23 protein-coding genes are annotated in these 22957 nt (G+C 64.1%); 11 read left to right on the top strand and 12 right to left on the bottom strand.

The features are described 5' to 3' along the window. Positions 1-20 precede the first annotated feature (20 nt). The 8 genes from FJ988_RS24405 to FJ988_RS24370 form a co-directional block, all read right to left on the bottom strand. Positions 21-1706 carry an ABC transporter ATP-binding protein gene (locus FJ988_RS24405; RefSeq protein WP_140820913.1) on the bottom strand — a complete coding sequence of 562 codons (1686 nt, stop codon included), beginning with the start codon at positions 1704-1706 and terminating at the stop codon, positions 21-23. Further along, a complete protein-coding gene (locus FJ988_RS24400) occupies positions 1706-2650 on the bottom strand; it encodes an acetamidase/formamidase family protein (protein WP_140820912.1) in 945 nt (314 codons plus the stop codon). Before FJ988_RS24400 ends, FJ988_RS24405 begins: the two co-directional genes overlap by 1 nt. A 120-nt stretch (positions 2651-2770) precedes the next feature. Continuing rightward, a complete protein-coding gene (locus tag FJ988_RS24395; RefSeq protein ID WP_140820911.1) occupies positions 2771-4399 on the bottom strand; it encodes an ABC transporter substrate-binding protein in 1629 nt (542 codons plus the stop codon). A gap of 29 nt (positions 4400-4428) precedes the next feature. Continuing rightward, positions 4429-5349, bottom strand: coding sequence for an ABC transporter permease (locus tag FJ988_RS24390; RefSeq protein ID WP_140820910.1), 921 nt, complete (start codon positions 5347-5349; stop codon positions 4429-4431). Between the two features lie 2 nt (positions 5350-5351). After that, a complete protein-coding gene (locus tag FJ988_RS24385; RefSeq protein ID WP_140820909.1) occupies positions 5352-6200 on the bottom strand; it encodes an ABC transporter permease in 849 nt (282 codons plus the stop codon). Positions 6201-6207: 7 nt separating this feature from the next. Then, positions 6208-6792, bottom strand: coding sequence for an ANTAR domain-containing response regulator (locus FJ988_RS24380; RefSeq protein ID WP_140820908.1), 585 nt, complete (start codon positions 6790-6792; stop codon positions 6208-6210). After that, positions 6789-7928, bottom strand: a complete 1140-nt coding sequence (locus FJ988_RS24375) for a transporter substrate-binding domain-containing protein (RefSeq protein WP_246688651.1) — start codon at positions 7926-7928, stop codon at positions 6789-6791. The genes FJ988_RS24380 and FJ988_RS24375 overlap by 4 nt, the downstream gene beginning before the upstream one ends. Before the next feature lie 223 nt (positions 7929-8151). Further along, positions 8152-9045 carry a LysR family transcriptional regulator gene (locus FJ988_RS24370; protein ID WP_140820906.1) on the bottom strand — a complete coding sequence of 298 codons (894 nt, stop codon included), beginning with the start codon at positions 9043-9045 and terminating at the stop codon, positions 8152-8154. 104 nt (positions 9046-9149) lie between these two features. Between FJ988_RS24370 and FJ988_RS24365 the strand changes: the two genes are divergently transcribed. From FJ988_RS24365 to FJ988_RS24355, 3 genes are all read left to right on the top strand, one after another. Beyond that, positions 9150-9884 (top strand): SDR family oxidoreductase, encoded by a 735-nt coding sequence (locus FJ988_RS24365; protein WP_181183655.1) that lies wholly within the window; start codon positions 9150-9152, stop codon positions 9882-9884. 42 nt (positions 9885-9926) lie between these two features. After that, entirely contained in the window at positions 9927-10145 is a 219-nt protein-coding gene (locus FJ988_RS24360; RefSeq protein WP_140820904.1) for a 4-oxalocrotonate tautomerase family protein, read from the top strand. 129 nt (positions 10146-10274) lie between these two features. Next, positions 10275-12599, top strand: a complete 2325-nt coding sequence (locus FJ988_RS24355) for a response regulator (RefSeq protein WP_140820903.1) — start codon at positions 10275-10277, stop codon at positions 12597-12599. A gap of 69 nt (positions 12600-12668) precedes the next feature. Here the strand turns inward: FJ988_RS24355 and FJ988_RS24350 are convergent, their stop codons facing one another. From FJ988_RS24350 to FJ988_RS24340, 3 genes are all read right to left on the bottom strand, one after another. Continuing rightward, positions 12669-13529 carry a lytic transglycosylase domain-containing protein gene (locus tag FJ988_RS24350; RefSeq protein ID WP_140820902.1) on the bottom strand — a complete coding sequence of 287 codons (861 nt, stop codon included), beginning with the start codon at positions 13527-13529 and terminating at the stop codon, positions 12669-12671. A 4-nt stretch (positions 13530-13533) separates the two neighbouring features. Beyond that, positions 13534-14784, bottom strand: coding sequence for a flavodoxin-dependent (E)-4-hydroxy-3-methylbut-2-enyl-diphosphate synthase (gene ispG / locus FJ988_RS24345; RefSeq protein ID WP_140820901.1), 1251 nt, complete (start codon positions 14782-14784; stop codon positions 13534-13536). 255 nt (positions 14785-15039) lie between these two features. Next, positions 15040-15219, bottom strand: coding sequence for a YdcH family protein (locus FJ988_RS24340; RefSeq protein ID WP_140820900.1), 180 nt, complete (start codon positions 15217-15219; stop codon positions 15040-15042). Between the two features lie 231 nt (positions 15220-15450). On the opposite strand from FJ988_RS24340, the gene FJ988_RS24335 reads away from it, so the two are divergent. The 3 genes from FJ988_RS24335 to FJ988_RS24325 all read left to right on the top strand — a co-directional run bounded on the left by FJ988_RS24335 (position 15451) and on the right by FJ988_RS24325 (position 17970). Next, positions 15451-15654, top strand: coding sequence for a YdcH family protein (locus FJ988_RS24335; protein WP_040985243.1), 204 nt, complete (start codon positions 15451-15453; stop codon positions 15652-15654). A gap of 1091 nt (positions 15655-16745) precedes the next feature. Beyond that, positions 16746-17312 carry a hypothetical protein gene (locus FJ988_RS24330; protein WP_140820899.1) on the top strand — a complete coding sequence of 189 codons (567 nt, stop codon included), beginning with the start codon at positions 16746-16748 and terminating at the stop codon, positions 17310-17312. Between the two features lie 160 nt (positions 17313-17472). Next, entirely contained in the window at positions 17473-17970 is a 498-nt protein-coding gene (locus tag FJ988_RS24325) for a hypothetical protein (RefSeq protein WP_140820898.1), read from the top strand. A 440-nt stretch (positions 17971-18410) separates the two neighbouring features. Here the strand turns inward: FJ988_RS24325 and FJ988_RS24320 are convergent, their stop codons facing one another. Beyond that, on the bottom strand, positions 18411-19211 hold the full coding sequence (locus FJ988_RS24320) for an IclR family transcriptional regulator (RefSeq protein ID WP_140820897.1): 801 nt from the start codon (positions 19209-19211) through the stop codon (positions 18411-18413). A gap of 140 nt (positions 19212-19351) precedes the next feature. Here FJ988_RS24320 and FJ988_RS24315 point away from each other — a divergent pair, with 140 nt between their 5' ends. The 5 genes from FJ988_RS24315 to FJ988_RS24295 all read left to right on the top strand — a co-directional run bounded on the left by FJ988_RS24315 (position 19352) and on the right by FJ988_RS24295 (position 22954). Next, a complete protein-coding gene (locus FJ988_RS24315) occupies positions 19352-20224 on the top strand; it encodes a transporter substrate-binding domain-containing protein (RefSeq protein ID WP_140820896.1) in 873 nt (290 codons plus the stop codon). 118 nt (positions 20225-20342) lie between these two features. After that, the gene (locus tag FJ988_RS24310) at positions 20343-21008 is read left to right on the top strand and encodes an amino acid ABC transporter permease (RefSeq protein WP_140820895.1); all 666 of its coding nucleotides are present in this window, start codon (positions 20343-20345) and stop codon (positions 21006-21008) included. A gap of 1 nt (position 21009) precedes the next feature. Beyond that, complete coding sequence (locus tag FJ988_RS24305) at positions 21010-21660, top strand: amino acid ABC transporter permease (protein ID WP_140820894.1); 651 nt, start codon at positions 21010-21012, stop codon at positions 21658-21660. A 4-nt stretch (positions 21661-21664) separates the two neighbouring features. Then, positions 21665-22453 carry an amino acid ABC transporter ATP-binding protein gene (locus FJ988_RS24300; RefSeq protein WP_140820893.1) on the top strand — a complete coding sequence of 263 codons (789 nt, stop codon included), beginning with the start codon at positions 21665-21667 and terminating at the stop codon, positions 22451-22453. 39 nt (positions 22454-22492) lie between these two features. Beyond that, positions 22493-22954: a RidA family protein gene (locus FJ988_RS24295; RefSeq protein WP_140820892.1), complete on the top strand. Its 462-nt coding sequence runs from the start codon at positions 22493-22495 to the stop codon at positions 22952-22954. Positions 22955-22957: the final 3 nt, after the last annotated feature.

Genomic DNA, 22957 nt, shown 5'->3' with positions numbered 1-22957 from the left:
ATCACCTAATCGCGGTAACGCTACTTTGGGTTGGCGACGCGTGGGTCGGGTATCGGCACGGCGGCGATCAGCTCGCGCGTATAGTCCTCGCGCGGCGAGGACAGCACCGCGCGGCGCGGCCCGGCTTCGACGATACGGCCGCCGCGCATGACGGCGACGTCATGGCTCATGCGCTCGACCACCGCCATGTCGTGCGAGATGAAGAGGTAGGCCAAGCCCAGCGTCTCCTGCAGCTCCAGCATCAGGTCGAGCACGCGCGCCCTGACCGACACGTCGAGCGCGGCGACGCTCTCGTCGGCGACGATCAGCTTCGGTTCGAGCGCCAGCGCCCGTGCAATGCAGATGCGCTGCCGCTGGCCGCCGGAGAACTCATGCGGATAGCGCGAGGCGTGATCGGCGGCGAGCCCGACGCGGGCCAGCAGCGAGGCCACGCGCTCGCGCCGGTCGCTCTTGCTGCCGATGCCGTGAATGACAAGCGGTTCGGCGATCGCCGCGCCCACCGTCATGCGCGGGTCGAGCGAGGCGTAAGGGTCCTGGAAGATCATCTGCGCGGCTCGGCGCACTGGCCGCATCGCGCCGGCGGAGAGGCCCTGGATAGACGTGCCGGCGATGGTCACCGAGCCTGCGAAGGGGACAAGGCCGAGCACGGCCTTGCCGGTGGTCGACTTGCCGGAGCCGCTTTCGCCGACGAGACCGAGCGTGCGGCCCGGCATGATGTCGAAGGATACGTCCTGCACAGCAGGGGCCTCCGCGGCGAGGCGGCGGAAGAGGTTCGAAGAAGCGCCGTAGTCGACGACAAGGTTCTTGACCGAAAGCACGGGCGCCGCGCCGTTCGGCGCCGGCGGCCTGGCGGTGGCTGTAACCCGAGGCGGCGCGTCGGTCCCGGCGAAGGCGCCGAGGCGCGGCACGGCGGCGAGCAGTTCGCGCGTGTAGTCGGCCTGCGGCCGCTCGAAAATTTCGAGCACAGGGCCCGCCTCGACGATGCGTCCGTCGCGCATGACGGCCACTCGGTCGGCCATCTCGGCTACGACGCCCATATCGTGCGTGATCAGGATGATGGCGGTGCCGAATTCCCGCTTCAGCTCGCGCATCAATTTCAGGATCTGCGCCTGCACGGTGACGTCGAGCGCCGTCGTCGGCTCGTCGGCCAAGAGCACTTTCGGCCGGCAGGACAGCGCCATGGCGATCATGACACGCTGGCGCATGCCGCCGGAGAGCTCATGCGGGTACTGCTTCATGCGCCGCGCCGAGTCGCTGATATGCACGACATCGAGCATATCGCGGGCGCGCTGTTCGACGCTTGAACCCTCCGCGCCCTGGTGGATGCGGATCGCCTCGGTCAATTGCGCGCCGATCGAATGTACAGGATTGAGCGAGGTCATCGGCTCCTGGAAGATCATGGCGATCTCGCCGCCGCGCACGTCGCGCATGGCGCGCTCGGACAGGCGCGGCAGCGACTGGCGCTCGAGCCTGATGTCGCCGCCGGCGATGCGTAGCGAGGCGCGCGGCAACAAGCGCATGATCGACAACGCCGTCACCGACTTGCCCGAGCCGGACTCGCCGGCAAGGCAAAGCGTCTCGCCCGGCGCCAGCGCGAAGCTGATGCCGTCGATGACGCGCCTGGCGCCCCCGGGCGTCAGCGCGTCCACCGACAGATTATCGACGGTCAGGACAGCATCTTTTCCTCGTCCGGAACCATCCGCCATCAATTGAAGACGATCCTTGGGAAATAGAACGAGACGACCCAGTTCGGCATGTCGACGATCTCGCTGATGCGCAGATCGCCGCAGACGGAGCACAGCATATAGGCGTCGACCGGCTTCAAGCCGTGGTCGGCGGCAAGCAGGTCGACCATGCGCTTCACGCTTTCGCGCGCCGCGGTCATCAGGTCGGGCCCGACGCCGGTGGTGACCTCGTAACCGGCCTCGTCGAGATGACGCGTCACCGGCCCCGGCGTGGTGAAGCGCGGGCTTTCCAGCCGCGCGTCCTTGACCAGCTCGATCGTCGCCTCGACATCCATGCGGCTTTCGATCGCCGTGCCGCAGACCTCGCCGTCGCCCTGGGCGGCATGGGTGTCGCCGATCGAAAACAGCGCGCCCTCGACCTCGACCGGCAGGTAAAGCGTGGTGCCGGCCGACAGGTCGCGTATGTCGAGATTGCCGCCGACGCGGCGCGGCGGCACCACCGAATGCAGGCCTGGTTCGGCCGGCGCCACGCCGATCGTGCCGGCGAAAGGTTTCAGCGGCACGCGCCCGCCCGGGCCGTAAAGCGCCGGCGCCATCGAGGCGGCGTCATATTTCCAGATGTGCAGCGCCGGCTCCTTGAACTGGTCGGCAAGCAGGCCGAAGCCCGGAATGTTGGCGGTCCAGCCGAGACCCGAGGGCTCGAAATGGCGCAGCGTGATCTTCAGCGCGTCGCCGGGCTCGGCGCCCTCGACATAGACCGGTCCGGTCACCGGATTGACCTTGCCGAAATCCAGGGTCGGGACGTCCGCCACCGTGGAATTCGCGTCGAACTGGCCGCCGGAGGAATCGAGACATTCGAAATGGACGGTCGAACCGGGCTTGGCCGTCAGCACCGGCTCGAAATCGCGGTTCCAGCCGAAATGATGGCTGGCGCGATGGATGGTGTAATCGCACTTCACGCACATGGTTGCTTCTCGTTTGTCTTTGGCAAGCCGCCTCCCGTTGGCGTCGCTGGACACCGGCGGCGTTTCTTTGAGAGGTTCCGGCGGCGGCCAAACGCCCGCCGCCGGAAAATGAGGAGCGGCTTATTTGTTCACATAGACCGCTTCGTAATCGATGACCCGGGTGGGATCGATGTAGATCTCGTCCGGCCCGCCCATGCGCTTGGACTTGGCCACCACGCGGCGCTCGTTGAAGACAGGGATCCAGGGCGCATCATTGGTCTGGATGTCGGTGAATATCTGTGCCCAGACCTTGTTGCGCTCCTCGGCCTTTGCCGGCACCGGCATGGCGTCGGCGGCCACGCCGCGGGCGTCGATGTCCTTGTTGCAGTACCACGACCAGTTCCAGCCGCCGGCGACAGCGCTGCCGCAGCCGAGGATCGGCCCGTAGAAGTCGGACGGATCCGGGAAGTCGGCGATCCAGCCGAGCCCGCCCGACCAGACCATCGGCGCCTGCCCCTGCGTGCCGCCGGCGGCGATCACATTGGGATTGGCCACCGCCTTGATCTCGGCCTTGACGCCGATCGCCGCCAGATCCTGCTGGATCGCCTGGGTGATGCGCGGCTGCGGGTCGGTGTTCGAGGTATAGATCTGCGTCGAGAAGCCGTCCTTGAACCCGGCTTCGGCGAGCAGCGCCTTGGCCTTTTCGGGATCGTAGGCATAGCCCTTGTAGTTCTGGTCGTAGCCCGGCATCAGCGGCGGCAGCACCTGGCTGGCCGGCGTGGCGCGGCCATTGATGATGCGCACGATGCGGTCCTTGTTGATGGCCATGTTGACGGCCTGCCGCACCTTGACGTTGTCGAAGGGTTTTACCTGCGTGTTCAAGGTGACGTAGCTGGTCTCCAGCTGCTGGCGGTCGACGATCATGCCCTCGAACTCGGGCGACTTCTTCATCTCCAGGAATTTCGCCGGCGGAATGCCGTCGCCGGCGATGTCAACCTCGCCCTTCTGCAGGCGCAAAAGCGCCACCAGCGGCTCCTGGCCGACCTCGATCGTGAAACTATCGACATGCGGCCGGTCCTTGATGAAGTAGTCGGGGTTCTTCACGAAGACGAGGCGTTGGCCGATGGTCCATTCCTTCAGTGTGAAGGCGCCGGAGCCGACCGGATGCTTGCCAAAGTCGCCGCCCGCGGCTTCCACCGCTTCCTTCGGCACGACGGAGGCAAAATTCAGCGCCAGCACGTTGAGGAAGGTGGCGTCGGGCTGCGCCAGTGTGAACTTCACCGTGTGGTCGTCGACCACTGTGATGCCGTCCATTGTCTCGGCGGTGCCGGCGGTCATCTTGTCGGCGCCGACGATCGAGTGGAAGAAGCCGGCGCCCGGACCTTGCGTCTTCGGGTTGACGGCGCGCTCGATTGACCATTTGACGTCAGCCGCTGTCACCGCGCGGCCGTTGCTGAACTTGACGCCGGGATGCAGCTTGAAGGTGTAGACCTTGCCGTCGTCGGAGACGTCGTAGCTGTCGGCGAGCGACGGCCCGAGTTCCGTCGTGCCGGGCTTATAGTCGACCAGGCGCGAGAACAGCGAATTGATCATTGACCAGTTCTGCCAGTCATAGCCGATGGCCGGGTCGAGCGTTGCGATGTCGTCCTTGTAGGTGACGATGATGTCGCCGCCATTGGTCGGCGTGTCGGCGAAGGCAAGCTTGGCCGGCACCAGGGCCGAGGTGGCGAGCAGGGCCGCGAGGCCGATCTGTTTGATGAATGTATTCATGAAGTTCACTCCTCTGTTGGTTTTGTTGGTTATTGGCTGCGGATGCGGGGATCGACGAACGGCGCGACGAAGTCGGCCAAGAGGTTGCCGAGCACGATGGCCAGCGCCGAGACCAGCGTGACGCCCATGATGATAGGAACGTCGACCTGCTGGATGGCCTGCCAGGCAAGCTGGCCGATGCCGGGCCAGCCATAGACGGCCTCGACCACGACGACGCCGCTCATGAACTGGCCGATGTCGATGCCGACCATGGCGATAATAGGCAAAAGCGCGTTGGGCAGCGCGTGGCGAAGCACGACGCGGCGGCCGCTGAGGCCCTTGGCGTGGGCCGTGCGCACATAATCCTGGCGCAGCACTTCGATCATCGCGGAGCGCACCATGCGCGCGTACCAGCCGGCGCCGAGCACGCCGAGCGTCAGCGCCGGCAGCACGACATGCCGCGCCGTGCCGAAGCCGGACATCGGGAACCAGCCGAGCGTGGCGGCAAAGACATAGAGAAGCAGCAGCGCAACGACGAATTGCGGCGACGAGACGCCGACGAAGGACAGCATCATGACTGAACGGTCGACGAAGCCGCCGCGCCAGACCGCCGCGATGATGCCGAAGGTCAAGCCCAGCGCGACCTCGACGACGATGCCGGCGGCCATCAGCACAAGCGTCGCCGGCAGGCGCGCCAGGATCAGCGGCAGCACCTCGGTCTTTTGCGTATAGGAGCGGCCGAGGTCGCCATGCAGCAAATTGCCGACATAGTGCAGGAACTGCATGACCAAGGGCTGGTCGAGGCCGAGCTCATGCCGGATGGCGGTCACCATCTGCGGCGTCGCCGAGCGCCCGGCGATCAGCACGGCCGGATCCGCCGGCAGGCAATAGAGCAGCAGGAAGGTGATGGCGGCGACGCCGAGCAGGATCAGCACGGCCTGGACGAGACGGCGGGCGAGGAAGGACCCCATCGTCAGAGCCTCCCGCGCTGGGTCGGATCGAGGATATCGCGCAGCGCGTCGCCGATCAGGTTGAAGGACAAGGCCGTGGCCAGGATGATCGCGCCGGGGATGAAGACCAGCCAGGGCGCGTCCTGGAAATAGCTCTGGCTCTCGAAGATGATGTTGCCCCAGGAGGGCTGCGGCGGCTGCACGCCGATGCCGAGGAAGGACAGCGTCGCCTCGAGCAGCACCGTGGTGGCGATGCCGAGCGTGCCCCAGACGATCGCCGTCGGCATCAGATGCGGCAGGATGTGGAACAGGATGATGCGGCTGTTGCCGGCGCCGAGCGAACGCTCGGCGACGATGAAGTCGCGCTCCACCAGGCCGCGCGTCTCGGTATAGACGATGCGGGCGACCTGCACCCAGTTGACCAGGGCGATCACCATGGCGACGATCCACAGGCTGGGCTTCAAGAGCGCCGCCAGCGCAATCGCCAGCAGCAGCGCCGGAAAGGCCATCATCAGGTCGGTGAAGCGCATCAAGAGATTGCCGGCGGTGCCGCGCAGATAGCCGGCGAGCAGCCCGACCAGCAGCCCGATCGCGACGGCGACACCATTGGCGACGAGGCCGATGATCAGCGAGGTGCGGGCGCCGAACAGCACACGAGCGAAGAGGTCGCGTCCAAGCGTGTCGGTGCCGAAGAAATGGCCGCCGCCGGGCGGCAGCGGCGCGCCTTCGAGCGACAAGCCGTCGGCGAGCTGGTCGTCCGGCGAGAAATGCGCGATCCACGGCGCGAAGATCGCCGCCAGCAGAACGATCGCGACCACGATCAGCCCGAACAGGGCTGAAGGCCGTCTTGTCAGTTCGCGCAAAACCCGCATTCGGCGCCTACATCGCCCGCGGCACGGGCTCGTGCCCGGCGACGATGGCTACGGCGACATGCTCGACGGTGAGACGGCGCTGCATGGCGAGGCGGCAGAGCGTGCGGTAGGCATCGGCCTCGTCGCTGCCCTGCGCGGCCATGATCGAGCGCATCGCATCATAGACGACCGGCCTCAGCCTCAGGCGCTCCTCCAAGCCGGCCATGCGCGCCCTTATGGCGGTGCGTTCGCTATGGGCGTGGGTGGCGAGCACCAGCGCGGGATAGACCGAGGAAGCGACGACCGGCTTTGCGATGAGCGCGCCGGCGCCCTTTTCGAGCGCCCAGGCGATGCGGCCAGGCGCTTCTGAACCGAGCAGCGCGACCACCGGGATGGGCGCCTCGTCGCCGTGCCACGGCAAGAGATCGTCAAAACCCTGGTCGGCATCGACCAAGACGATGTCGGCCGGCGTTTCGGCGAGATCGAGCGGCTTCCACTGCACCAGGACGGTGACGCCCAGACGTTCGAGCTGACGCTTCAGGCGGTCGATGTTGTCGTCGGCGCGATGCAGGATCGCGGCGCGCCAGGAAACGAAATTCGGCGTCCGCGTCATTGCACGACCCTCAGATGCGGCGCGTGCTGGCTGGCCAGCGTGCCGACAAGATAGGGATCGGCGACGATCGCGCCGCGCGAAGCGATGACGTCGAAGCCGGACCGCGCATTGATGCGGCCGAGATGGAAAGGCAAAGCGGCATGATTGGTGCGCGGGTCGATCGTCAGTGATCCGAGCACGGTCTGCCGCGGCCGGGCGTGCAGGAAGCCGCGCACGCTGGCCGGGTCGTCGCGGTTCGCCTCAGCGACCGCCTCGGCGCAAAGCATCACGGCGGCATAGGCGCCGGCGAAGAAGCTGGAGATGCGAAGCCCAGCGCCGAAACGGGCGGCGACGCGTTGCTTGAAAGCCTTGTTCTCGGGCGACCCCAGGCTTTCGAAATAAGACGCCGTCGAAAGCTGGCCGACAGCCACGCCCGGCTCGATCTCGCCGAGCTCGCATTCGGTCAGATCGCAGCTCAGCACAGGGCAGCGCTCAGGCGCGAAGGCGGGATCGCGCTCGGCCAGGCGCTTGACGGCGGCGAGGAAGGCATAGCTGGACGGCCCGATCATGTTGTTCAAGATAAAGTCGGGCCGGTGGCGCTGCAGATCGGCGATCAGCAGGCCGACATCGGTCTCCTCGATCGGCAGATAGCGCTCGCCCAGCACCTCGCCGCCGGCGCGCGTGAGAAGCTCTCGCGCCAGCCGGTTCATCTCCCAGCCCCAGACATAGTTGGCGCCGGCGAGATAGACGCGCTTGCCGTGGCGCGGCAGCATATAGTCGAACAGCGGTATCAGATGCTGGTTGGGACAGGCGCCGGTGTAGATGACGTTCTCGTTGGCCTCGAACCCTTCATAGGGGCAGATGTACCAGAGCAGCCCATCATATTTTTCCACCAGCGGGATGACGTCCTTGCGCGACAGCGAGGTGATGGTGCCGATGACATTGCGGCATTGGTCGTCGCGCAGCATGGTTCGGATCAGGTCGAGGTAGCGCTCCGGCTGTCCGGCGGGATCGCCGAAGACCGGCTCGATACGCACAGGGCTGCCGGTTTTCGACAGTTCCTCGATGGCGAACTCGGCGCCGGCGCGGCAGTCGCGGCCGATCGCCCCGTAGGGGCCGGTGGTCGAATAGAGGATTCCGACCTTGAACGTCTTCACCCGGACCTCAAAAAAACAAAGGCCCCACACGCACCTCATGCTCCATGAGACGCGGCGGGGCCATGCTGCCCTTGCCCGGCCTTGCCGGACGCGATGTGTTACGCGGGAAAATGTGCGCTTGCGAAATAGAACACGAGCGGGCGCATGCTTGTCAACGGTCACGCGCTCGAATGGCTGCGGTGGCCTGGAGGTTAGCCCCTTAACGGTTACGCCTCACCGACCCTCACAGCCTCGCCTCGGCGAAAATCCGTGACGCCCATTCCAGGAAGGCGCGCAGCCGCGGCGCGAGCTGCCGGTTCTGTGGATAAAGCGCAAACAAGGGCGTCGGCGTCGGCGGAAAATCCCCCAGAACTTCGACCAGCGAGCCGTCCGCCAGATCCTTTTCCAGCCGGTAGCGCGGCGCCTGCAGCAATCCGAAGCCGAGCCGCGCCAGCGCAACCGCGGTGTCGGAATTGTTGACCCTGACACGGCCGGGCAGCGTGACCTGACGCACCGCAGCGCCGACCGTGAATTCCAGCGGCAGGATTTCGCCGGTGCGCGAGGAGACGAAACCGACGGCCTGATGACCCTCCAGCGCGTCGGGCGATGCCGGCACGCCATAGCGATCGAGGTACCCCGGGCTGGCGCAGGTGATTTCGCTGATCGCCGCCAGCCGCCGCATGATCATGCCGCTGTCTTGCGGTTCGCCGGCGCGGATGACGCAATCGACGCCTTCGCGCACCAGGTCGACCAGTCGGTCGCCCTGGCCGATTTGCAGATCGATCTCCGGGTAGCGTTCGAGGAAGGCGGGCAATCCCGGCAACAGGAACCGCTGCGTCAGCAGCGGATGCGCGTCGATGCGCAACAGGCCGCGCGGCGCGGCGCTGCGGAACCCAGCCTCGGCATCCTCCACCTCGCCGAGGATGAAAAGGCAGCGCTCGTAATAAGCCTGCCCGTCGAGCGTCGTGGCGACATGGCGCGTGGTCCGCTCCAGCAGCCGCGTCCCCAGATGCTCTTCCAACTGCTTGATCGCCTCGGTTGCAGTCGAGCGCGGCATGCCGAGATCGGCCGCCGCAGCGGTGAAATTGCGCCGTTCCACCACGCGAACGAACAGCCGCATCCTGTCCAATCGATCCATGCCCAATTGTTCGCTTTTTCCGAATACTGCTGTCAATAGCAGGGTGATTATCCGGAACGAGGAGCCATCTATATCCGTTTCACAACAACGGACGGAGATCGATCATGCAAAAGACCAGAACGGCAATCGTGACCGGCGCCTCGAGAGGTATCGGCGCGGCGATCGCGAAAAGGCTCGCCCAGGACGGCATCGCCGTCATCGTCAATTACGCGCGCGGCAAGGACGCCGCTGACGAAGTCGTCTCGGCCATCGAGGCTGCCGGCGGCAAAGCGCTTGCGGTCCAGGCCGACATCGGCGAGGCGGCCGGCATGGCCGCTTTGTTCGACGCCACCGAAAAGGCCTTTGGCGGGGTCGATGTCCTCGTCAACAACGCCGGCATGATGAAGCTGTCGCCGATCGCGGACACCGACGACGCGACCTTCGAACGCCAACTCGCCATCAATCTCGGCGGCCCGTTCCGAGGCATGCGCGAAGCTGCAAAGCGGCTGAAGGATGGCGGCCGGATCATCAACTTTTCTTCAAGTGTCGTGGGCTTCTACCAGCCGGCTTACGGCGTCTATGCCGCGACCAAGGCCGCCGTCGAAGCTATGACGCATATCCTGGCCAAGGAGCTCGGCCCGCGCCGCATCACGGTCAACGCCGTCGCGCCAGGCCCGGTCGAAACCGAGCTCTTCACCGACGGCAAGAACGCGCAGCAGATCGAGGCGATCACAAAACTCATCCCGCTCGGCCGTCTCGGCCAACCCGACGACATCGCCGGGCTCGTCGCCTTCCTTGCCGGTCCCGACAGCCTGTGGGTCAACGGCCAGGTCATCCGCGCCAATGGCGGCGCGATCTGAAGCCATCCAGTGCATGAAGCAATCCAACCCGAAAGGAAGAAAATGCCCTTTGCCAACTTCAAGACGCCCGAGGCCGCCCTCACCAGGGCGCAGAAGGAAGACCTCGTCCACCGGACCACGCAGATGTTCGTCGACTATTTCGGCGAGAGCGCGCGTGCCCATACCATGGTGCTGATCGAGGAAGTCGCCGACGGCGGCTATGGCCGGGCTGACGAGGTCTTCATTCTTCCAGACGCCTACCGCGCGAAGGACGATGCCTGATTGACCGAGGCAAGCTGCTTGCCGGGCGGCTCGTCTTTGACCGTTCCTACCCCTCCCACGAACGGAATCTTAATGTAAATCAAGCGTAATCCCGACCATTAAAATTGTGCGTATGTGTTGGGGTTGCGCATGCCGGAATACTCTTCTTTCCTCCGGTCGATCCGGATCCGCTACATTTCGGGATTGCTGATCTTCGCGCTGGCCTCGGCCGCGGTGATGTTCGCTTTGAACCGCGTGAACTCCTTCCGCCACGAGGTCGATGAGCTGAGCGGCAATTTCGTCGCCCTCGCCCGCGACCTGCGCAACGCCACCAACTTCGCCGAGACGACCGGCACCGCATGGCGCAGCGAGACCCGCGAGGCGTTGACCACCGCTGCGCGCGGCCACTCCGAACGCCTGACCGGCGAGATCGATGTCATCACCGCGCAGCTTGCCGCGATCAGGCCGCGCCTGTCGCACAACACCATCAATGAGTTGGATACCGCTTCGGTGAATGACGACCTGTTCTGGTCGGCGCGCGACATGGTGCGCAACTTCAGCCTGATGGCCGCGGCCCAGAAGGTCGACGAATGGAATTATCGCGAGATCCGCAACCAGAACGACCTCTTCGCCCAGCCGATGCTCTTGAAGGTGCGCACTGCGCTCGACGAAGAGCGCCGCCTCGCCGACATGTCGAGCGACCGGCTGCTTTTGTGGGCGAGCTGCCTGTTGTTTGCCGTGCTGGTGATTGCCGCGCTCTGGATCTTCCGTCCGATGGAAAAGGCGATCCGTCGCGCCTTCGCCGAAACCGCCGCATCTTTGTTCAAGGCCGAGGCCGCCGACCGCGCCAAGTCGGAATTCCTCGCCAATATGAGCCATGAGATCCGCACGCCGATGAACGGCGTGCTCGGCATGGCCGAGCTGCTCGCAAAGACCGAGCTGACGCCGCGCCAGAAAACCTTCACCGACGTCATCGTCAAATCCGGCAACGCGCTGCTAACCATCATCAACGACATCCTCGATTTCTCGAAGATCAATGCGGGCCAGTTGACGCTCGACCCTGCCCCCTTCCGCCTCGCGGAAGCCGTCGAGGATGTGGCGACGCTGGTGTCCGCGCGCGTCGCCGAAAAGAACCTCGAGCTCATCGTGCGCGTCGATCCGCGCCTGCCTTCCTTCGTCGTCGGCGACGCCGGCCGCTTCCGCCAGATCGTCACCAATTTGCTGGGCAATGCGGTCAAGTTCACCGAGAAGGGCCACGTGCTGGTCGATGTCGGCGGCGAAATCGTCGACGGCGCCGTCCAGCTCAAGGTCCGCGTCGAGGACACCGGCATCGGCATCCCGGCCGAAAAGCTGCAGAGCGTGTTCGAGAAATTCGCGCAGGTCGACGGCTCCTCGACCCGCCGTCACGAAGGCACGGGGCTTGGCCTGGCGATTGCGGCTCGCCTCGTCGACCTGATGGGCGGCAAGATCGGCGTCGAGAGCGAGATCGGCCGCGGCTCGGCCTTCTGGTTCGCCGTGCCGCTGCCGGTGCACGAACAGCAGACGCGCGACGAGATCGTGCCGGTCGACGTCACCGGTGCCCGCGTGCTGGTCATCGACGACAATCCGGTCAACCGCGAGATCCTGCTGGAGCAATTGAGAAGCTGGAACTTCGATTGCGCCGCAGCCGAGAGCGGCGCTGTCGGCCTCGCCTTCCTCGACCGCGCCAGTCAGCTCGGCGCCACGGTCGACTGCATCATCCTCGACTACCAGATGCCCGGCATGAACGGCGCCGATGTCGCGAAAGCCATTTCCGCCGACAGCCGGCTCTCCGGCATCCCGGTCGTATTGCTCACCTCGGTCGACCAGATCGATTTCGGCAGGATGGTGATCGATTTCGGCATAGCCGCGCATCTGACCAAGCCGGCGCGCTCGGCGGTGCTGCTCGGCACGGTGATTTCCACCATCCAGAAGGCGCGCACGCAAGTCGGCAAGGCGCATTTCGTGCGCGAGCCGGTCGCCCAGCCGCCCGCCTTCACCGTCATCCGCGGGCCGGCCGTGCCGGTGCCGGCGGCGCCGGAATCGGCCACGCCGCCGAGCGGCCCCATCGACATCCTGATCGCCGAGGACAATGAGGTGAACCAGCTGGTCTTCGGCCAGATCCTCAACGGTTTCGGCCTCAGCTACCGCATCGCCGGCAATGGCCGCACCGCGGTCGAGATGTACCGCTCGCTGCGCCCCAGGCTGGTGCTGATGGATGTCTCGATGCCGGAGATGAACGGCTATGAGGCGACCCGCGCCATCCGCGCCAGCGAGGCGCAGAGCGGCGGCCACACGCCGATCATCGGCGTCACCGCGCATGCGCTGAAGGGCGACCGCGAAAAATGCATCGAGGCCGGCATGGACGACTATCTCCCCAAGCCGGTCTCGCCAGACCGCCTCGGCGCCAAGATCGGCACCTGGCTGAGCGAAACGGTGACGGCGAAGACGGCGTAGGGCGAACAGCGACGACTTCCGGTCGCCGCGTTCCTTCGCGCCGACGTCTCCGATGTTCAGATCACCCGATCACCGGTTGCGCATCACCACGCAGGCGCCGCCGACGCTTTGCAGCTTGTCGCAGATGCCGTTGGCCTCGGCGCGCGAATCGGTGCCGATCCTGACCGCATAGATGCCGCGCCGGCCGATCGGCGTGCGCACGCGGCTCACCACCGGGTCATGGCTGGCGAGCAGCGCCGGGAAGCGGCCGCGCACCCTGAGCCACTGGCCGATCGCGGCCGAGCGGCGGAAATTGCCGGCCACCTGCACGCCCCACGGCTTGACGTTGATCGAAGCCATGGCGACTGTTTGCGACATGATCACCGGCAGCCTGCGGCAGGCGACCGCGAAGCCCAGCTTCGGATCGAGCGGCCGTACCGTCCCGGCATAGGATGTGTCGGAAAACTTGTCGACCGGCTCGCCCATGACGTCGAAGACATAGCTTTCGGTCTCCATCGGCAGGAAGCCGCCGGAATTCAGCCAGCGCGACACCCGGTTCTCGCCGGCATTGTAGGCGGCGGCGGCAAGGCCGAGATTGCCGTAGCTTGCCTTCATCTCGGCGAGATATTTCGCTGAGGCCGGGAGCGCCTGCTCGATGTCGAAGGAATTGGCGAGGCCGCGCATCTTGGCGGTGCCCGGCATGAATTGCGCGATGCCTTCGGCGCCGACAGGACTGACCGCATTGGGGTCGAAGCGGCTTTCCTTCCAGATCAGCCGGGCGAAGAAATCCCTGGGCAGGCCGTTCTTGCCGGCCTCGGTCTCGATCAGGTCGCAGACGCGACTGATCAGCCGTTTCGCCGCCGACCGCGACTGCGGCGGATCGGCGAGCGCCTGACCGGCGGAAACCAGCGCGCAGATCAGGATCAGTGCGGCCCAAAGCGGGTTCGGCATCGGCCTACTCGGCCGCGGCTTTGCCGTGCCCGTAGCGCTGCTCGATATAATCGGCCACCATCTTTTCGAAGTCGGCGGCGATCGACGGCCCGCGCAGCGTCGCCGCCTTCTTGCCGTCGATGAACACCGGCGCCGTCGGCGTCTCGCCGGTGCCGGGCAGCGAGATGCCGATATCGGCATGCTTGGATTCGCCGGGGCCGTTGACGATGCAGCCCATGACCGCGACCTTGAGGTTCTCGACGCCCGGATATTTCTCGCGCCAGACAGGCATGTTCTTGCGGATGTCGGTCTGGATGTTCTGGGCGAGTTCCTGGAACACGGTGGAGGTCGTGCGGCCGCAGCCTGGGCATGCCGCGACGATCGGCACGAACTGACGAAAGCCCATGGTCTGCAGCAGTTCCTGCGACACCTGGACCTCGCGTGTGCGGTCGCCATTCGGCTCCGGCGTCAGCGAGATGCGGATGGTGTCGCCGATGCCCTGCTGCAGAAGGATGCCCATGGCGGCGGACGAGGCGACGATGCCCTTGCTGCCCATGCCGGCCTCGGTGAGGCCGAGATGCAGCGCATGATCGGAGCGCGTCGCAAGCTCGGTATAGACGGCGATCAGGTCCTGCACGCCGCTGACCTTGGCCGACAGGATGATCTTGTCGCGGCCAAGCCCGATCTCTTCCGCCATCTCGGCCGACAGGATCGCCGACTGTACGATCGCCTCGCGCGTCACTTCCTGCGCAGTCAAGGGAAAGCCTTGGCGCTGGTTCTCGTCCATCAGCCGGGTCAGCAGCTCCTGGTCGAGCGAACCCCAGTTGACGCCGATGCGCACCGGCTTGTCGTGTTTGATCGCCATTTCGACGATCGCCGCGAACTGGCGGTCCTTCTTGTCCTTGAAGCCGACATTGCCGGGATTGATGCGGTATTTCGCCAGCGCCTCGGCGCAGGCCGGATGATCGGCCAAGAGCTTGTGGCCGATATAGTGGAAATCGCCGACCAGCGGCACGTTGATGCCAAGCCTGAGCAGCCGTTCCTGGATGCGCGGCACGGCGGCGGCGCTCTCGTCGCGGTCGACGGTGATGCGAACGATCTCCGAGCCGGCGCGGTGCAGCGCCGCCACCTGGGCGACCGTCTGGTCGATGTCGGCGGTGTCGGTGTTGGTCATCGACTGCACGACCACAGGCGCGCCGCCGCCGACGATAACGCCGCCGACATCGACGCCTATCGATGTCCGTCGCGGGAAAGGAGAGGAAAAATATCCGGTCATGCCGGCCGCCTTTTATCTGCAAGGTCCGGGCATGAGGTGGCGGAGCAAAGATGGCTTGTCAATGGCAAGCGGCCGCTGGAAGCGGCAAATCGGCGGCGTGCGGCCAGCGGCCGCGCAATTCAAAGGCCCAGGCCACGCCGCGGGATGCGCGTCCAACTGCTCAGTGGATTTGGTTAAAAGACACCAAGCCGGTGGCAGTAGTTGCCACCGGAAGGCTGCACCGCGGCGGGAGCGGTGATGTCGCCTAAGGAAGGTTCAGTGCGCGGTCGGTTTCCCTTTCAGCTTTTCAATCTCGTCCTTGATTGCCAGCTTGCGTCGCTTGAGATTCACGATTTCGAGGTCGTCTACCGAAGGATGGTTCATGGCGTCGGTAAGTTCGCGCTCGATATCACCGTGTTTCCGCTGCAACTCATCAAGATGGGATGCAAGAGACATGATTGGTTCTCCCTTTCATGGTTTCCTCGATTGCAGCCGTCCAGCACGTCCACCGCAGGCTCGCGACTGTGACGGCACCATGACAGTTTGCCACCAACCGATCTCGATGTCGAATGCAACGTGGTAGCATTCCACGACAATGTGAAATGTGATAAGGGCTGCTCGCCGGTCTCAACCAACCGGTCCCGCCCAGACAGCCCGATTGGGCGATGCATGCCAAGACGGTAGATAATGTCCGAACAGGAACAGGCTGAAATACGCCTCGAATATTCCCGGCTCAAACAGGAACACGCCGATTTCGACGCCGCGATCAACGCGATGATCGCCACGGGCTGCGACCCGCTTCAGATCCAGCGCATGAAGAAGAAAAAGCTGATGCTGAAGGACCGGCTGTCGGCGCTGGAAGACCGCATCATTCCCGATATCATAGCCTGAGACGTGTTGACGTTCAGGTGAGGTCGGCCTGCAAATGGCGGCTTCTGGAGTTCACGTACTTTAGACCGCCCCGTCGTTGCCGAGAAAGCCCGACAACGGCCAATGAGCCCATCTTGCCGTGAGAGATGCCTACAAGCTGGTATGCCGCTCAGCGGTCATTTCGCGCGCGAATAGCCGGTGTGAGGAAGTCAGGAAAAATCTGGCGCGATTTCGAAGCACGATCACGCCAGAAAGGGGCCCCTCCCATGCCGCAAACTCGGAACGGCCCACCTCGCTAAGATAGTACTTAAGCCAGCCAGACAAACCCGTCATCAACCCGTCCGCAGCTGACGACAAACGGCTACGGCCTGCTCAAAGAAGTCTGCCGGCGCACGCGTTGGATGCCGCGTCAAGATCGCATAACGCCGAGCCGACCAACGGAAGCATTCGAACCCTTCGGGAGTTCGGGGCTTCTCCCAGTGATCGTAGCCGAGAGCGGACAACACGGCCAAGACATCGCTCTTGAACTCGGAGCCGGTGACGAAGAGTGCAATTCCAGGCCTCAGGGAAGCTAACTCTTCTGTAAGGGCAGCACAGCATGCGTCGGCAACATCGCGCCATTGTTGGCGCGTAGGGGTTTGGGCCGAGCTTGGCTCAATTTTGCAGACATTTGTCCACGCCAATGAACGTCGCGAGCGGTCGAATAGGTCAGCCAACTTCCAGAAAGCTCGGTAACCACCATGCATGCGCTCTCGCTTTAGCATCCAACTCAGCGCATTCTCGGCGCAAATCCCTTGGTCATAGTTGATGCGGACTGCCGGTCCGGCACGGCCAAGGCTTTGGCCAATGCAGAGAATGCTGGACGCATTATCTGAGGCGAAATCCGGTCCCACAGCGCCCGAGAACACGCCATCTGCCGCCCAACCCTTCTCTACGGCTGATTTGCCTGCGCTCACCAAATCGGTCCACGCCTTTCTACTAATTGGAAGCATCCGTACCCCTCTCACGCAAGTTCCCTTGTTAAAAGGGCTACCCTGTCTAAGCTGCACCCGAATAGCTGTAGCAGGTTGGCTTTGTCGACGCTAAGATTTGAGAAGCCTCGAGGGGTTCCCGTGACGTTGGATGAATTCGAGAGAGAGTTGGTGACTTTGATCGGCCGCCCCACCGAGATGAGGCCATTTGTTTGTGAGGGTTCGCCGCTGACCTGCGAAGTATTCCTTATCGGCTTCAACCCTGCCACAACAATGACTGCGGATTTCTGGGAGTTCTGGCGACCGGGATACGGTTACGATAAGGCGACATGGTTTAAGCGGTATCTTGAGGAGCGGGCAGCAACCCGGCGGCAGAAAATCAGTGCTACCCGTCGGAACATAGAGTGCTTTGTAGAAGGCGCGACAGGCGTTCGGGTGCTTGAGACGAATATCTACGCCAGAGCCAGCGACGACATGAAAAGTCTAGACCTTGCCAGCCGTGAAATAGCGCCGTTCAAGTTCCTGCTGAACGCTATCAAACCCAAGGTGATCTTGGTCCATGGCAAGCCCGCATTGCAAGCTATTGGTAAGTTCGGGGCGACCGCGAAAGTGATTGAGGCCGATCACCATTTTTCTCGCCAAACCTCTAAGGCCACTGCCCGTGGATACGGGGCGACGGCGGCTAGAGAAAGCAGGGAGGCCGGCTAAGGAACTGTGCAGTCACCTTCGCGCTACAGCTTTGGGTCGACTCTGCGCAGCTGTCTGATATCCAATGGGGCAAAGACTGCTTCTGGCGCGAACTGCTCAAACTTGACCGCATCTTGCTGATCGGCTTTCGATAGAGTTCGGACGTTCCAAGGGGTGTGAAATGGATTATGATATCTGGAATCGGGCCTTCTATGACGATGGCGAGTGGGTTTCCTGGTCCGACATAGAAGAACAGCTCCAATACCAGGAGTGGCGAGCAAAATATCCTAACGCGATAAGATCTTTGATCCCTTATTTTCAGGATCTCTTGTCGCTGGCGGAAAGCTACCACCTTGAGACAGGTCGTCATCTCAATGTGTACGGAGACATCGGGGAACTCTTCGGAGCCATCACCTATGGAATAAAGCTGAACAAGAACTATGCGCAGGGCTCTGATGGTAGGCTTGGCAACGATCATGTTGAGATCAAAACCATCACCCCGTTCAAATCCAAGGACGAGGTTTTCCTGAAGTTAGCAGGTAACTTCAGCAAGCTGCTCGTCGTGAAGATCAATGCGGACTTTGAAGTCTCATCCCGGATGGTCGTTCGCTCTAAGCTTCCCAAAACGGCGAAGCCTTTTCTCAAGATAAGGTGGGAGGATCTGCTCGCAGCCGAATGACGGCTTCGTTGGCATGTAGTCGTTCGTGCTTGGTCGCAGTGGGCGACTGCTCGCCACCCGATCACGATGTGGAACGCCCAACGGCTATGCCGCCGAGGCCAATGCGCCGGCCAATAGCGGTCGACAAGCAATTGCCGCATCAGGGAGAGCGCAAATGCCACTCAGCTGTGAATCGCCCACTGTGAGGAAGTCAGAAAAATCTGGTGAGATTTGAAAAGCAGGGTAGATGGGAACGAGCATGCCTCCCAAGTCGCAAAATCGTGACCCGCCCTCCCACGACGTTTCGCCTCCACACGGTCAAGACCCTCTGTGTGACCCTATGCGCCGGGTGCCTAGACCTACTGTCGATAGGCCGCGCCATGTCAAAGATCACTAGTACGCTCGGAATCCACCATTTTCGACTCGGCCTAATCTGAATCTCAACACGCCTTGGGTCCGCGTCACGAGATCGACAACCTCGCCGCGCGTTCGCGCAGCAGCGCGATGAGTTCGCCTGTCCGCTCCTCGCTGGTGTCGATCGGCACCACAAGGCACATCGTCGCCTCGACCTTGCCGGGCGCCGAAAAGACCGGCGCTGCCAGGCATTTGGTGTAGGCGTCGACCAGACCGGACGTCACGCAATAGCCGGTCGCGCGGGCCCGCGCGATGTCGTCGATGAAATCGTCGAGCGAAAGCTTTCGCCCGTCGGGCAGCACCAGATCGTCGTCCGTGATCATCGCTTCGATCCGGTCGCGATCGAGGCCGGCCAGCAGCAATCGTCCCGACGCTGTCCAGGGCAGCGGGATCTGCAGGCCGGTGGCGGAGCTGATGCGGAACGGCCTGGCGCCCGGGCTGGAATGGATGATGGTGTAGCGGCCGCTCTGCAGCATGCAAAGTTCGGACGTCTCGCCGGTCTCGCGCGACAGCGTATCCACCTCCTGGCGGCCGCGCCGCAACAGGTCGTTGCCGCGCATATAGGCCATTCCATAAAGATAGAGCTTCTTGCCGAAATAGACGCGGTTGCCGTCGCCGGCCATTTCAAGCAGCCCGGCTTCGACCAGCTCGCGCACCAGCGTGTAGGTGGTCGAGCGCGGCGCATTGAGCCCCTTTGCCAGCTCGCCGACGCCGATGGCGCGCTGGTTGGCGTGCAGGAACTCCAGCATGTGCAGAACCCGGTTCAGGCCTTTTTCGCGCGAGTTCGCCGGCCGCTCCTCGTCCGCATCGACCGTCGGCCATTCGGTCAGCGTTTCACCATCTTGCATTGTCGATTCCTAATGCTAGTATCTGTCTTGTATACCATACAGACGTCTCTTGTAAGGGACAAACTTGCAAAAGACAAATGAGAGATGCGGGCGCGCATTCGCTCGTCCGCAGGGGAACACAACACGAAAAGGAGGTCGCCGTGAACGACACATCCGGCAGACGTGATTTTCTGAAACTGGGAATGGCGAGCCTGGCCGCGGCCGGCGCGCTCACCGCCATCAGCGCCGAGGAAGCGGCCGCGCAGGCCGCGTCCGACAGCGTGCTGCGCACCGCGCTCGACCGCGGCAAGCTGATCGTCGGCACCGGCAGCACCAATGCGCCGTGGCATTTCGAGAACGATGCCGGCGAGCTGGTCGGCATGGACATCACCATGGGCCGCATCCTCGCCAAGGGCCTGTTCGACGACCCGACCAAGGTCGAGTTCGTCATGCAGGATCCGGCGCAGCGCATCCCCAACGTGACGACCAACAAGGTCGACATCACCATCCAGTTCATGACCATGACGGCGCAGCGCTCGCAGCTGATCCACTTCTCGCGGCCCTATTACGTCGAGGGCGTAGCACTCCTGACGCTGCCCGGCTCCGAGAACAAGACTTTCGACAAGCTGCTCGCCAACGGCGCCAACACCCGCATCTCGATCCTGCAGAATGTCGACGCCGAAAGCTCGGTTCACTACGCCCTGCCGCAGGCGCAGGTGCTGCAGATCGACACCCAGGCCAACGTCTTGCAGGCGCTGGAATCGAAGCGCGCCGACGCCGCCGCGGTCGATCTGTCGACCGTGCGCTGGCTCGCCTCGCGCAACCCGGACAAATATTTCGACGCCGGCAAGAGCTGGTACTCGATGCTTTACGGCGCCGCCGTCCGGCAGGGCGACCTCGACTGGCTGACCTTCGTCAACCAGACCTTCACCATCGCCATGTTCGGCCATGAGACGGCGCTCTACGACGCCGCCTTCAAGGAATATTTCGGCCAGGAACCGCCGCCGCGCCATCCGGGCTTCCCGGTCATCTGACCACCCATCCGACGGAACCGGCGGGGAGCGCATCGAGCGCTTTCCGCCTGTTTCTCCTCGACACAGCCCTGCGTGGGGCGGATCCTTGATCCGTCACGCGGGATATTGAGACGGACGCATGGGCTATACGCTCAATTTCAACCTGATCTGGCGACATTTCGACAAGCTGTGGGGCGGCCTGCTGCTCAGCCTCGAGCTTGCCGTCATCTCGATCGCCATCGGCATCGTCATCGGCCTGGTGCTGGCCGTCTGGTACGTCTCGGCCGGCCGCGTCGTGCGCGCCATCATCGCGGCTTACGTCGAATTCATCCGCAACGTGCCGCTGATCCTGCTGGTCTATCTCGTCTTCTACGGCGTGCCGACCGTCATCGACCTCGCCTACAGCGCCCCCACTTCTTTTGTCGTGACGCTGTCGGTCTATAGCGGCGCCTATCTGGTCGAAGTGTTCCGCTCAGGCCTCGAGGCCGTGCCGCGCGGCCAGCTCGACGCCGGCAAGGCGATCGGCCTTACCCCATGGCAACGGCTGATCCATGTGCGCCTGCCGACGATGATGCGCATCACGCTGCCGGCGCTCTCCAACACCTTCATCTCGCTCTTCAAGGACACGTCGATCGCCTCGGTGATCTCGGTGCCCGAGCTCACCTACGGAGCCCAGTGGATCAACTTCAACACCTTCCGCATCGTCGAGGTCTATCTGGTGACGACGGCGATGTATCTGGTGACCGGCTATGCGCTGCTGTTTGCGCTGCGGCTGGTCGAACGCCGGTTCAGGGCGGCGCGCTGACATGCTGAGCCAGATCCTCTATGCCCTGCCGTTCCTCGCCAAGGGTTTCGCCATCACCTTGTGGGTATCGCTGCTGGTGGTGGTGCTGTCGCTGATCGCCGGCGTCCTGCTCGGCGTCGGCCTGGTCTACGGGCCGGCGCCGCTGCGCTGGGCGGTGCGCATCTTCTCCGACACCATCCGCGGCATCCCGATCCTGGTGCTGATGTTCTTCGTCTATTACGGCCTGCCGGCGGCCGGACTGCATCTGCAGTCCTTCTGGGCGGCGGTGCTGGCGCTCACTCTGTTCAAGACGGCGCAGGTCGTCGAATATGTGCGCGGCGCCGTCGCCTCGATACCCAAGGGCCAGTCCGAGGCCGCTATGGCGATCGGCCTGACCTTTCGCCAGCGGCTCACCTCGGTGATCTTCCCGCAGGCCTTCCGTCGGTTCCTGCCGCCCTGGATCAACGGCGTCACCGATGCGGTCAAGGGCAGTGCGCTGGTCTCGCTGCTCGGCATCACCGACCTGATGCAGGCGATCAATCAGGTCATCGGCCGCACCTATGAGGCGATGCCGCTCTATATCCTCGGCGCCCTGATCTATTTCTCCGTCAACTACGCGCTTTCCTACGCCAGCCGCAGGCTGGAGCGGCGCTTCGCTTTCATCCGGGACTAACGCCATGGCCACCAGCTCCACCCCAGCGCTTCTCGACATCGCCGAGGTCTCGAAATCCTTCGGCCAGGTCGCCGTGCTGCGCTCGGTCAGCCTGCAGGTCGCCAAGGGCGAGGTGGTTACCATCATCGGCCCGTCGGGCAGCGGCAAGACCACGCTTTTGCGCTGCGTCAACTTCCTCGAAAGCTATGACGGAGGCTCGATCCGCATCGACGGCAAGGAGGTCGGCTACCGTGATGCGGGCACGCGCCAGCGCCGCAGCGAGCGCGACCTTGCCGCCATGCGCGCCGAGACCGGCATGGTGTTCCAGAGCTTCAACCTCTTCCCGCATCTGACCGCCGCCGGCAACATCATGCTCGGCCTCACCAAGGTGCGCGGCAAGAGCAGCGCCGAGGCCCGCGCCATCGCCGAGCATTGGCTGGGCCGCGTCGGCCTCGCTCACAAGGCCGACAGCCTGCCGGCCGAACTCTCCGGCGGCCAGCAGCAACGCGTCGGCATTGCGCGCGCCGTCGCCATGGAGCCCAAAATCCTGTTGCTCGACGAGATCACCTCGGCGCTCGACCCGGAGCTGGTCGGCGAGGTGCTGGCCGTGGTGCGCAGCCTCGCCGAGGACGGCATGACCATGGTGATGGTGACGCACGAAATGGCCTTCGCCCGCGATGCCTCGACCCGCATCGTCTTCATGGCCGATGGCGGCGTCTCGGCCGTCGGGCCGCCGAAGGAGGTGCTGGCCGCCGAGACCACCAATGAGCGGCTGCGCACCTTCCTGGCGCGCTTCCGCGCCTCGCATTTCTGAAAAACGGGTGGCCTCGGCCATCCAAGGAGTAGCCTTCCCATGTCGCCTTACCAACGGCTCGCCGAACTCGGCCTGACGCTCCCCGAGCCGCCGACGCCCATCGCCAATTTCGTCACCCATGCCGAGAGCGGCCGGCTGATCTTCCTGTCTGGACAGGGGCCGCTGCGCGCCGACGGCACGCTGTGCACCGGCAAGGTCGGCGACGACGTCACCGTCGAGCAGGCCTATGAGCATGCCCGCCTCACCGGTCTCAATCTGCTGGCCGTCATGCATGCGGCGGCGGGCGATCTCGGCCGCATCGTGCGCGTGGTGAAACTGCTCGGCTTCGTCAACGCCACGCCGACCTTCAGCGACCACCCTAAAGTGGTCAATGGCTGTTCCGACCTCTTCGCCGATGTCTTCGACAAGCTTGGCGGCCATGCGCGCTCGGCCATCGGCGTCGGCTCGCTGCCGCGCAACATCACCGTCGAAATCGAAGCGGTCGTCGAGATCGCGGCCTGACTT

Source organism: Mesorhizobium sp. CU3 (assembly GCF_006442965.1).
Classification (GTDB): domain Bacteria; phylum Pseudomonadota; class Alphaproteobacteria; order Rhizobiales; family Rhizobiaceae; genus Mesorhizobium.
The sequence above is the reverse complement of the archived record's forward strand: the minus strand, read 5'-3'. Positions and strand labels throughout refer to the sequence as shown.

Excerpts from the sequence above, each read along its gene's own strand:
- FJ988_RS24405 (WP_140820913.1), bottom strand. The coding sequence starts at position 1,706 with ATGGCGGATGGTTCCGGACGAGGAAAAGATGCTGTCCTGACCGTCGAT.
- FJ988_RS24400 (WP_140820912.1), bottom strand. The coding sequence starts at position 2,650 with ATGTGCGTGAAGTGCGATTACACCATCCATCGCGCCAGCCATCATTTC.
- FJ988_RS24395 (WP_140820911.1), bottom strand. The coding sequence starts at position 4,399 with ATGAATACATTCATCAAACAGATCGGCCTCGCGGCCCTGCTCGCCACC.
- FJ988_RS24390 (WP_140820910.1), bottom strand. The coding sequence starts at position 5,349 with ATGGGGTCCTTCCTCGCCCGCCGTCTCGTCCAGGCCGTGCTGATCCTG.
- FJ988_RS24385 (WP_140820909.1), bottom strand. The coding sequence starts at position 6,200 with ATGCGGGTTTTGCGCGAACTGACAAGACGGCCTTCAGCCCTGTTCGGG.
- FJ988_RS24380 (WP_140820908.1), bottom strand. The coding sequence starts at position 6,792 with ATGACGCGGACGCCGAATTTCGTTTCCTGGCGCGCCGCGATCCTGCAT.
- FJ988_RS24370 (WP_140820906.1), bottom strand. The coding sequence starts at position 9,045 with ATGGATCGATTGGACAGGATGCGGCTGTTCGTTCGCGTGGTGGAACGG.
- FJ988_RS24365 (WP_181183655.1), top strand. The coding sequence starts at position 9,150 with ATGCAAAAGACCAGAACGGCAATCGTGACCGGCGCCTCGAGAGGTATC.
- FJ988_RS24360 (WP_140820904.1), top strand. The coding sequence starts at position 9,927 with ATGCCCTTTGCCAACTTCAAGACGCCCGAGGCCGCCCTCACCAGGGCG.
- FJ988_RS24355 (WP_140820903.1), top strand. The coding sequence starts at position 10,275 with ATGCCGGAATACTCTTCTTTCCTCCGGTCGATCCGGATCCGCTACATT.
- FJ988_RS24350 (WP_140820902.1), bottom strand. The coding sequence starts at position 13,529 with ATGCCGAACCCGCTTTGGGCCGCACTGATCCTGATCTGCGCGCTGGTT.
- ispG (WP_140820901.1), bottom strand. The coding sequence starts at position 14,784 with ATGACCGGATATTTTTCCTCTCCTTTCCCGCGACGGACATCGATAGGC.
- FJ988_RS24340 (WP_140820900.1), bottom strand. The coding sequence starts at position 15,219 with ATGTCTCTTGCATCCCATCTTGATGAGTTGCAGCGGAAACACGGTGAT.
- FJ988_RS24335 (WP_040985243.1), top strand. The coding sequence starts at position 15,451 with ATGTCCGAACAGGAACAGGCTGAAATACGCCTCGAATATTCCCGGCTC.
- FJ988_RS24325 (WP_140820898.1), top strand. The coding sequence starts at position 17,473 with ATGGATTATGATATCTGGAATCGGGCCTTCTATGACGATGGCGAGTGG.
- FJ988_RS24320 (WP_140820897.1), bottom strand. The coding sequence starts at position 19,211 with ATGCAAGATGGTGAAACGCTGACCGAATGGCCGACGGTCGATGCGGAC.
- FJ988_RS24310 (WP_140820895.1), top strand. The coding sequence starts at position 20,343 with ATGGGCTATACGCTCAATTTCAACCTGATCTGGCGACATTTCGACAAG.
- FJ988_RS24305 (WP_140820894.1), top strand. The coding sequence starts at position 21,010 with ATGCTGAGCCAGATCCTCTATGCCCTGCCGTTCCTCGCCAAGGGTTTC.
- FJ988_RS24300 (WP_140820893.1), top strand. The coding sequence starts at position 21,665 with ATGGCCACCAGCTCCACCCCAGCGCTTCTCGACATCGCCGAGGTCTCG.
- FJ988_RS24295 (WP_140820892.1), top strand. The coding sequence starts at position 22,493 with ATGTCGCCTTACCAACGGCTCGCCGAACTCGGCCTGACGCTCCCCGAG.